We start from the raw sequence: 8,402 nt of genomic DNA, 5'->3' as shown, positions 1-8,402 counted from the left end.
TGTGGTGGAAGACGATCGCTGCACTGCAGGCCGACGCCGAGGCCAGCTTCTCACATTTGCAAGCTTTGCTGGGCGCGAATTCGCCGTCGCAGATCCTCGAACAGCAGTCGACCTTTTTCCGCAAGCGCGTTGAGACAAGTTTGCAGCACGCCAAGGAAGTCCGGGTGCTCTCAAGCAGGGCGGTGGAGGAAATCTCAAAGCCGGTCAAGGATGCTTTTGACAAGGTGCTGACGGACCTCAAGGCGACGTAAAACTGAGGAGACCCTAGAAATACCGCGCGGTGATCTGCCCGGTGAAGAAACACCTGAAGTTCGCACTCGCTTCGATGACCGCCCGGTAACCCCGATCTTTCCCATTCATCTTCTGTGCACGGCTGATGCGCGGGACCATGTCTATGGCGCTTATATTCGCGCCCGAATGCAGAGCCCGCTTGAGCAACTCATTGTTGGCTGCGGGATAGAAGAAAGCGATCAGCGTCTTTTCAGGCGACAGCAGGGCGACCTCATTGATCGAGGCGCACCTTGACGATCACGTCGGCGGCCGCGGCGAGGGCCTGTGGAATTGGAAAACGACCACGACTTCCGCGTTTCGGTAGGCTTCGCTCGAGATTCCCGCCGTTAGGCCGGCACCAGTTCCACTGGCGATCAACAAACTATCGCCGGGGGCCAGCGCATGGAGCGAGCCGAAACCGTGGGATGGCTCGACCGGCGACAGCACGCGGACACCAATTTGTTTCACCCGTTTTGCGTATCAGTCATTCTTGCTCATTTCCTTGTGGCACGTCTCTTCGAACAGCCGGGACCGCGGCTCGACCCATGTCAGAACGAGATGTTAGGCGGGTTCGAAAGTGCTGACTTTCACAGCGGACAAAGATCCGGCTGATTCTGGCCTGAGACGTCATCATTGATTTGGGACAAGGAAGCCGGCGCGGCCGGAGGTCATAAAGCATCCTGTTTTGAAAAGGGATGCGAAAATGTCTGATGATCTGATCGCCAAATACGGCGATGCGCGGGTTCCGCGTTATACGAGTTACCCGACGGCGGCGGCTTTTTCTGCAGCCGTGGGGCCGGATGAATATGCCGGCAATCTCGCCCATATCGCCGCGGCTGGCCCGGTTTCGGTTTATCTCCACGTCCCGTTCTGCCGTTCGATATGCTGGTACTGCGGCTGCCACACGACCATCACCCGGCAAGACGCTCCGGTCGCCGACTATCTCGACGTGATGAAGGAAGAGATCGAGCTCGTCTCTTTTGCGGCCGGAAACGACGTGCCCGTCAAGTACGTGCATTTCGGCGGCGGCACGCCGTCGGTCATGAAGCCGCAGGAATTTTCGGCTCTAATGGCAAAGCTCAGGAGTGCCTTCACGTTTGAAGCGAAAGCCGGCGTCGCAGTCGAGATCGACCCTCGCACATTGGTCGCCCCCATGATCGATGCGCTCGCCGAAAACGGCGTCGACCGCGCAAGCCTCGGCGTCCAGAGCTACGATCCGATCGTGCAGGCCGGTATCAAGCGGCTGCAATCCTTTGAGCAGACGGAAAGGGCGGTCGCCGGGTTGCGCTCAGCAGGCGTCAGCAGCATCAACTTCGACCTAATTTATGGCCTTCCGAAACAGACTGTCCAATCTTGCATCGAGACGGTCCGGCTGGCTGCAGAACTGCGTCCCGAACGTTTCGCCGTTTTCGGTTACGCTCACATACCCGCTTTTAAGAAACATCAGCGCCTGATCGACGAAGCATCGCTGCCGGACGCAAAACAGCGGAACGAGCAGGCGGAAGTGATCGCCGAGGAGCTCCAGAAGGCCGGATATCTGCGCATTGGGCTCGATCATTTTGCACTGCCGAACGATCAGTTGGCGCTCGCCGCGCGCAACAGAACGCTGAGGAGAAACTTCCAGGGCTATACCACGGATGATTGCGATAGCCTGATCGGCCTCGGCGCATCTGCGATCGGGCGGCTGCCGGCCGGCTATATGCAGAACCACGTGCCTCTCGGCCTCTATGCCGAGCGAATTGCCTTCGGGGTGCTGCCGACCGCCAAGGGATATCTTCTCAGCGAGGAGGACAAGCTTCGGGCGAGGGTCATCGAGAGGCTGATGTGCGATTTCGAAGCCGATCTCGGCCAGTTGAGCAGCGGATCGGGTTTCGACACCGGCTTCCTTGTCGAGCGCAACGACCGTCTCGGCGAGCTCATGGCCGACGGCGTCGTGACGATCAGCGGTGAGCGGATTGTCGTATGCGAGGAGGCGCGCTTCATGGTCCGTGCAGTCGCGGCGGCATTCGACGCCTATTTTAGCTCGCACGGGCACACGCACAGCAAGGCAGCCTAGTACTTGTCGCCGGAAGTGTGCATCGGTTCCGGCGACACGAAACGCATCAAAGGCCGCGCGAGAAGACATCGAGTTCCCGTTTCTCGATCGAGGACCCTGCAGTTATCTTCCCAGGAGTCCCGTCGACAACGGCACGTCGAGGAGGATCGACGTCGCAAGTTCGTGTGAAGCAGGGCGGGCGCACTCACAAATACGGTCATCGGGCCGCCCTGTCACAAGTAGATGGGCGCCCGTATCACCGCCTGGACGTCGAGGTCGTTATCGTCGAGCTTTTCGGCTCATTCAAATACAGCTCGATCTCGGCAGGCCCCGGCCCAGGGTATCGTTGGCGACTGACGTCGAACCTTTAAGGTGGCGTGGGCAAGCGCCGGTCCGCAGAGTTGTGCCCATCGCGATTATGGCGGCCGCGCAGGCGCCTGAAGGAGCCTTTTCGCGAGGTGAGCTACCGAGCGCCACATGATCGACGGCTCTCGCCCTCTCACGAACGCGGTTGTTCGAGCACGTCGAAGGACGAGGCAGGGGTCTCCTAGTTGTAGGACTTGCCTGCCGCGGGGATTTCGATCAAACGTTCGACGGCGCCTTCCGTGCAATTCTTGGGTAACCAGAACGAGACCCCGGGTTTTGGCTGGCATCTCCTTCGCGACTGCCGCGCAAAAAAACGACCTCGTTATATTCGTCGTCAGCGAGATTGCCGCCGGGCTAGTGATCTTGCCCACGCGTTCCTTCACAGGTCTGCCGTGCAGATCATAGCTCTTTTCACAGGCCACATTCACTTTCTCGACGGTCCCACCAGGTTTCGGCATCGGCTTTGCCGACAACCGTGTCCGACCACTGCCTTGGACGTCTTGCCTGACAGCGCCTGGCTCTGCTCGATGCTCACTGAGCATCAGCTGCTCCTGGCGAGGCAAACAGCTGCCACGAAAGCCATCGTCATGGGCTGCGCGGTCATCCGCACCTGCTGTGTCTCACTGGGTGATGTTTGTGAGGTCGGCATCGAGCCGCTTGCGCACCATGTTCGGCACCTTTGCAGTCTTGATCGCTTCGAGATTGGGCGGACTGTCACCCACCTGGATCAGGGCAACCATGCCCATGCCGGAATGTGGGGTGCATTTCAGGACATAGACGCCTGGAACATCGAATTTCGCGCGATATAGCTCATTCGGCTTTGACTTGAAGTCGGCAACGCCATCCGGAATGAGGCCTTTGAAGGTTTCGACGTTGTGGCCCTTGTCGGTGGGGATGAAGGTGACGGTGTCGCCGGGGGCGATCTTCAGGAAGCCAGGCTCGAACACCATCGCGCCTTCCGTGCCTTTGTTGAGCATCCGAACCTGGTGGTCGGCCGCCATCAACGGCGCTGCCGAAACAATCAAGGCTGCCGCTGCAGCGATCAGACCGAATTTTAACCGCATTTGCAAGCTCCTTTTCTGCGAGACCCAATCAGCCTCATGAATGTGTCTTAGCAGATGCCGGAATTGGGCTCTTTGACGCCCGTCAAATTCGGGGAAAAAAGGCAGAAGGTCCCAATTTTTGCCTGCTTGCCCAGCGCCCTTGCGAGGGACATGGCAGCCTGCAAGCGATGTAGGAATCACCGAAGGACAAGCACGCTCGGCGAACGTCGGCGCTGCTGAACAGCTTAGGATTGCCGTGACTGAGCTCATATCGCGTCGAGAAGTTCGCGGAGGGCATGAATGTCGATCCCGCGGCTTGTCGCGTGTGTTGAGGTTTACCCTCTGACAGAAATCCTCGGAAAAATCATCAGTGTCGCCCGATAACCGTACCAGCGGGCAAGATTGACGTTCCGCAGGTCGTGCCTGCCCTCGGGAATAACGATGTTGCGCGACGCAAGTTTCGTAACGGTGTGGGCCAGGGTCTCAATGGTCAGGCCGAGATGATCCGCAATGTCTTGACGATTCATGGAAACGCGCAACGGACCTTGGCGGACGCGGGTTGCGCCGGAATGCAAGCTTCACGATGAAGCTGCAGGGGCGCTCCTCGGCGTTCTTCTTCGGCAACAGCACCATCTGTTCATGCGAAGCGGCCGCCTCCTGCCAGAGCAACGAGAGCTAGGTCGAGCGAGCGCATTAGACCGAGCGACTTCCCCGTGGAAACTCATGTGCGATATCCGGCGGATCTTGCATTTCGTGACGGCCTCAGCCGTAAATAGGAAATCGTTTTGCAGCGACGCGCCGTTGAGATCGCCGGCGAATTGAAGAGCGATTATCACCCGACGATCTTTCGCCGATGATACGAAGCAGGCGCACGACACCTTCTTCCACCTGGACAAGATGGTTGCTTATCACCCTCCCACCAAATCGCCTTACCGGCTGCGACGGCCTCGGCCGCCGAGCCTACGAACAGCGAAGAGAGGGATTGGCCGGCATGTATGGCTTCGCGCCCCTTCGCGCCATTGTCGAACGCGTGGTTGTTCTGCACAGCATCTTCATCGCCCCTTGTGGCAGTGGGTGCGGTAGAAAGCAGCTGCGTCACACGGGAGTAAGCGGGCGGTGCCAAAGGGGGAAGTTTGCAACAGAGTGTAACAACGTCGGTTCGTCCACCGCTTCCAGTCCGCTTGTTGATGTAGATCAAGGAGCCGTTCCCGTCTTCGTGACAGTCCTGCCTCGAAATCCGAGAAAGCCGGCCGCGAGGCGGTCGTCTGCGCACTGGAGACGACATCATGAATTACACGACAGAAACGATGGTGATCGCGGTCGCAGCGTTTCTGGCGCTGCTCGCGGCCGCATTCGCGCACGATCATCTGTTTGCAGTCCATATGGGTATACTTTGCCTCTGCCTGGTTGCGGGAACGCTGCTGCTTGTCAGAAACGCAGAGTTTTCGCCGACGGGCCAACAGCGCAAAACAGAGCTTACGGGCTATTGCGACGAGGTAATCCGCTACGGCCTGATCGCTACGGTGTTCTGGGGCGTCGTCGGCTTCCTCGTCGGCGTGATCATCGCGCTGCAGCTCGCCTTTCCCGACCTCAACATCGCGCCCTATTGGAATTTCGGAAGATTGCGGCCGGTTCACACATCGGCGGTGATCTTCGCCTTCGGCGGCAACGCGCTGATCATGACATCCTTCTATGTGGTGCAACGCACCTGTCGCGCGCGTCTCTTCGGAGGAACACTCGCCTGGTTCGTCTTCTGGGGCTACCAGCTGTTCATCGTGATGGCTGCGACCGGCTACGTGATCGGCATCAATCAGTCGCGCGAATATGCCGAGCCCGAATGGTACGTCGACCTGTGGCTTACCATCGTCTGGGTCGCCTATCTGGCCGTCTATCTCGGAACGATCCTGAAGCGCAAAGAGCCGCATATCTACGTGGCAAACTGGTTCTATCTCAGCTTCATAGTCACCATTGCGATGCTGCATGTGGTCAACAACCTCGCTGTTCCGGCGTCGTTCCTCGGCTCCAAGAGCTATTCTCTCTTCTCCGGCGTCCAGGATGCACTCACCCAATGGTGGTACGGCCACAACGCCGTCGGCTTCTTCCTCACCGCCGGCTTCCTGGGGATGATGTACTATTTTGTGCCGAAGCAGGCCAACCGGCCGGTTTATTCCTACCGGCTGTCGATCATCCACTTCTGGGCCCTGATCTTCATGTATATCTGGGCCGGCCCGCATCATCTGCATTACACGGCGCTGCCTGACTGGGCGCAGACGCTCGGAATGGTCTTCTCCGTCATGCTCTGGATGCCCTCCTGGGGCGGCATGATCAACGGTTTGATGACCCTTTCGGGCGCCTGGGACAAAATTCGCACCGACCCGATCATCCGGATGATGATCGTCGCCATCGCATTTTATGGGATGTCGACCTTCGAAGGCCCGATGATGTCGATAAAGGCTGTCAATTCGCTCAGCCACTATACCGAATGGACGATCGGTCACGTGCATTCCGGAGCACTTGGCTGGGTGGGTATGATCACCTTCGGGGCGATATACTACCTGACGCCGAAACTGTGGGGGCGCGAGCGCCTCTACAGCCTGCGGATGGTCAACTGGCACTTCTGGCTCGCGACGCTCGGGATCGTGATCTACGCCGCGGTGCTCTGGGTCGCGGGCATCCAGCAGGGGCTGATGTGGCGAGAATACAATTCCCAGGGCTTCCTCGTCTATTCCTTCGCTGAAACGGTCGCGGCGATGATCCCCTATTACGTGCTGCGTGCCGTCGGCGGAGCACTCTACCTAGCGGGTGGCCTCGTCATGGCCTGGAACGTGTTCATGACGATCCGCGGCCACCTGCGCGACGAAGCGCCAATCCCGACCAGTTTGGTGCCCCAGGCACAGCCTGCCGAGTGAGGTGAGACATGGCATCGTTACTTGATAAACATAAGACCCTCGAGAAGAACGCGACGCTTCTTCTGGTCGGCTCGCTGCTGGTCGTCAGCATTGGCGGCATCGTTGAAATCGCACCGCTGTTCTACCTGCAGAACACGATCGAAAAAGTCGAAGGCATGCGGCCCTACACGCCGCTAGAGCTCGCCGGACGGAACATCTACATCCGTGAAGGCTGCTATCTCTGCCACAGCCAGATGATCCGGCCGTTCCGTGATGAGGTCGAACGTTACGGCCATTATTCGCTCGCCGCGGAATCGATGTACGACCACCCGTTCCAATGGGGATCCAAGCGGACAGGGCCCGATCTGGCCCGCGTCGGGGGGCGTTACTCGAACGAATGGCACGTCCAGCATCTCGCAAATCCGCGGGCCGTGGTGCCGGAATCAATCATGCCGAGCTACGCCTTCCTCGAAGAGAAGGAGGTGACGGTCAGGAGTGTCGGAGAGGACCTCAAGGCCAATGAGGACGTGGGCGTGCCTTACAGCGACGACATGCTGGCGAATGCCGAGACCGACATGAGAGCCCAGGCCGATCCGAACGCGGACACGGCGGCTCTACTCAAGCGCTACCCAAATGCGAATGTCGGCGATCTCGACGGCGATCCAACCCGGCTGACCGAGATGGACGCGCTGGTGTCCTACCTGCAGATGCTCGGAACGCTGGTTAATTTCTCGACCTATGACGACGCGACCGGCTACCGGTGAGGTGATCCATGGAAACTTACACTGCAATGAGACACTTCTCCGACAGCTGGGGCCTCCTGGCAATGGCCGCATTCTTCGTCGGCGCGGTCATGCTCACCCTTCGCCCAGGTAGCAAGCAGACGGCCAAAGATGCCGCCGTTATTCCCTTGAAGGACGATTGAGATGTCGCAAAAGCATATCGATGAACTGAGCGGCGTCGAAACGACGGGTCATGAATGGGACGGCATCCAAGAGCTCAACAATCCCATGCCGCGCTGGTGGATCTGGACCTTCTACGTGACGATCCTCTGGGCGATCGGCTACGCCATCGCTTACCCGGCCATCCCGATGATCACTTCCGCCACTTACGGCTATCTCGGTTATTCAACGCGCGCCGAGCTGCAGCAGGACCTCAATCTCGCTAAGTCATCGCAGACGGAGTTCCATGACCTGATCGCTGCCAAGACAGTGGAGGAGATCGACGCGGATCCTGCTCTTCGTAAATTCGCGATCGCTGGCGGCGCATCCGCTTTCAAGATGAACTGCGCGCCCTGCCATGGATCGGGAGCGAGCGGCGGTCCGGGGTTTCCGAATCTCAACGACGACGACTGGCTGTGGGGCGGGGATCTGAATGCCATCCAGGCCACGATCTCGCATGGCATCCGCTTCGACGGCGATACGGATAGCCATTCCTCCGAAATGCCGCCCTTTGCCGGTGTTCTGGAGCCCATCCAGATGAAGCAGGTCGCCGCCTTTGTCTGGGGGCTGACCAATACGCCCTCGGATGTCGGTCTGGCGGCGGCCGGAAAACAGGTTTTCTTAGACAATTGCGCCCCATGTCACGGCGAGGACGCCAAAGGAAAGGTGGAAATGGGTGCGCCGGATCTCGCCGACGCAATCTGGCTGAAGTCGCGGGGTGAAGACGCCATCCTTCGTCAGGTTGCCTCTCCCAAACATGGCGTAATGCCTGCCTGGGCAGCGCGCCTGGGGGACACAACGGTCAACGAGCTTACTATTTTCGTTCATGCGCTCGGCGGCGGCATGTAAGGAGAAAAGA

Annotated in this window: 8 protein-coding genes and 1 pseudogene; 6 read left to right on the top strand and 3 right to left on the bottom strand. The window is 59.1% G+C overall.

Translation table 11 applies throughout. The annotated features are described in order from the left end of the window. Positions 1-251 (top strand): phasin family protein (locus EFD56_RS31135; RefSeq protein WP_189636761.1); only part of this gene is annotated, 251 nt, incomplete at its 5' end. Between the two features lie 13 nt (positions 252-264). On the opposite strand, the gene EFD56_RS31130 is transcribed toward EFD56_RS31135, so the two are convergent. Next, positions 265-495 (bottom strand): NAD(P) transhydrogenase subunit alpha, encoded by a 231-nt coding sequence (locus EFD56_RS31130; RefSeq protein ID WP_225880318.1) that lies wholly within the window; start codon positions 493-495, stop codon positions 265-267. Positions 496-973: 478 nt separating this feature from the next. Here EFD56_RS31130 and hemN point away from each other — a divergent pair, with 478 nt between their 5' ends. After that, positions 974-2,326, top strand: a complete 1,353-nt coding sequence (gene hemN, locus EFD56_RS31120; RefSeq protein WP_008536465.1) for an oxygen-independent coproporphyrinogen III oxidase — start codon at positions 974-976, stop codon at positions 2,324-2,326. Between the two features lie 965 nt (positions 2,327-3,291). Here hemN and EFD56_RS31105 read toward each other — a convergent pair. Further along, positions 3,292-3,735, bottom strand: coding sequence for a pseudoazurin (locus tag EFD56_RS31105; protein WP_004674399.1), 444 nt, complete (start codon positions 3,733-3,735; stop codon positions 3,292-3,294). A 306-nt stretch (positions 3,736-4,041) separates the two neighbouring features. Further along, a pseudogene (locus EFD56_RS32865) lies at positions 4,042-4,759 on the bottom strand (cyclic nucleotide-binding domain-containing protein); the annotation flags it as partial. Positions 4,760-5,000: 241 nt separating this feature from the next. On the opposite strand from EFD56_RS32865, the gene ccoN reads away from it, so the two are divergent. From ccoN to ccoP, 4 genes are read left to right on the top strand one after another with little or no spacing between them, the layout of a single operon-like run. Next, positions 5,001-6,623, top strand: coding sequence for a cytochrome-c oxidase, cbb3-type subunit I (ccoN, locus tag EFD56_RS31095; protein ID WP_004674403.1), 1,623 nt, complete (start codon positions 5,001-5,003; stop codon positions 6,621-6,623). A gap of 8 nt (positions 6,624-6,631) precedes the next feature. Beyond that, complete coding sequence (gene ccoO, locus EFD56_RS31090) at positions 6,632-7,366, top strand: cytochrome-c oxidase, cbb3-type subunit II (RefSeq protein ID WP_037145525.1); 735 nt, start codon at positions 6,632-6,634, stop codon at positions 7,364-7,366. Positions 7,367-7,374: 8 nt separating this feature from the next. Next, a complete protein-coding gene (locus tag EFD56_RS31085) occupies positions 7,375-7,527 on the top strand; it encodes a CcoQ/FixQ family Cbb3-type cytochrome c oxidase assembly chaperone (protein WP_037145527.1) in 153 nt (50 codons plus the stop codon). A gap of 1 nt (position 7,528) precedes the next feature. After that, positions 7,529-8,392 carry a cytochrome-c oxidase, cbb3-type subunit III gene (gene ccoP, locus EFD56_RS31080; protein WP_037145529.1) on the top strand — a complete coding sequence of 288 codons (864 nt, stop codon included), beginning with the start codon at positions 7,529-7,531 and terminating at the stop codon, positions 8,390-8,392. The last annotated feature ends 10 nt before the right edge of the window (positions 8,393-8,402 follow it).

This window comes from Rhizobium phaseoli (assembly GCF_003985125.1).
In the GTDB taxonomy this organism is placed as follows: Bacteria; Pseudomonadota; Alphaproteobacteria; order Rhizobiales; family Rhizobiaceae; genus Rhizobium; species Rhizobium phaseoli.
This window is presented reverse-complemented; position numbering and strand designations above follow the sequence as displayed.

What these genes read in the sequence shown, in the direction of transcription:
- hemN (WP_008536465.1), top strand. Translation starts at nt 974, where the DNA reads ATGTCTGATGATCTGATCGCCAAATACGGCGATGCGCGGGTTCCGCGT.
- EFD56_RS31105 (WP_004674399.1), bottom strand. Translation starts at nt 3,735, where the DNA reads ATGCGGTTAAAATTCGGTCTGATCGCTGCAGCGGCAGCCTTGATTGTT.
- ccoN (WP_004674403.1), top strand. Translation starts at nt 5,001, where the DNA reads ATGAATTACACGACAGAAACGATGGTGATCGCGGTCGCAGCGTTTCTG.
- ccoO (WP_037145525.1), top strand. Translation starts at nt 6,632, where the DNA reads ATGGCATCGTTACTTGATAAACATAAGACCCTCGAGAAGAACGCGACG.
- EFD56_RS31085 (WP_037145527.1), top strand. Translation starts at nt 7,375, where the DNA reads ATGGAAACTTACACTGCAATGAGACACTTCTCCGACAGCTGGGGCCTC.
- ccoP (WP_037145529.1), top strand. Translation starts at nt 7,529, where the DNA reads ATGTCGCAAAAGCATATCGATGAACTGAGCGGCGTCGAAACGACGGGT.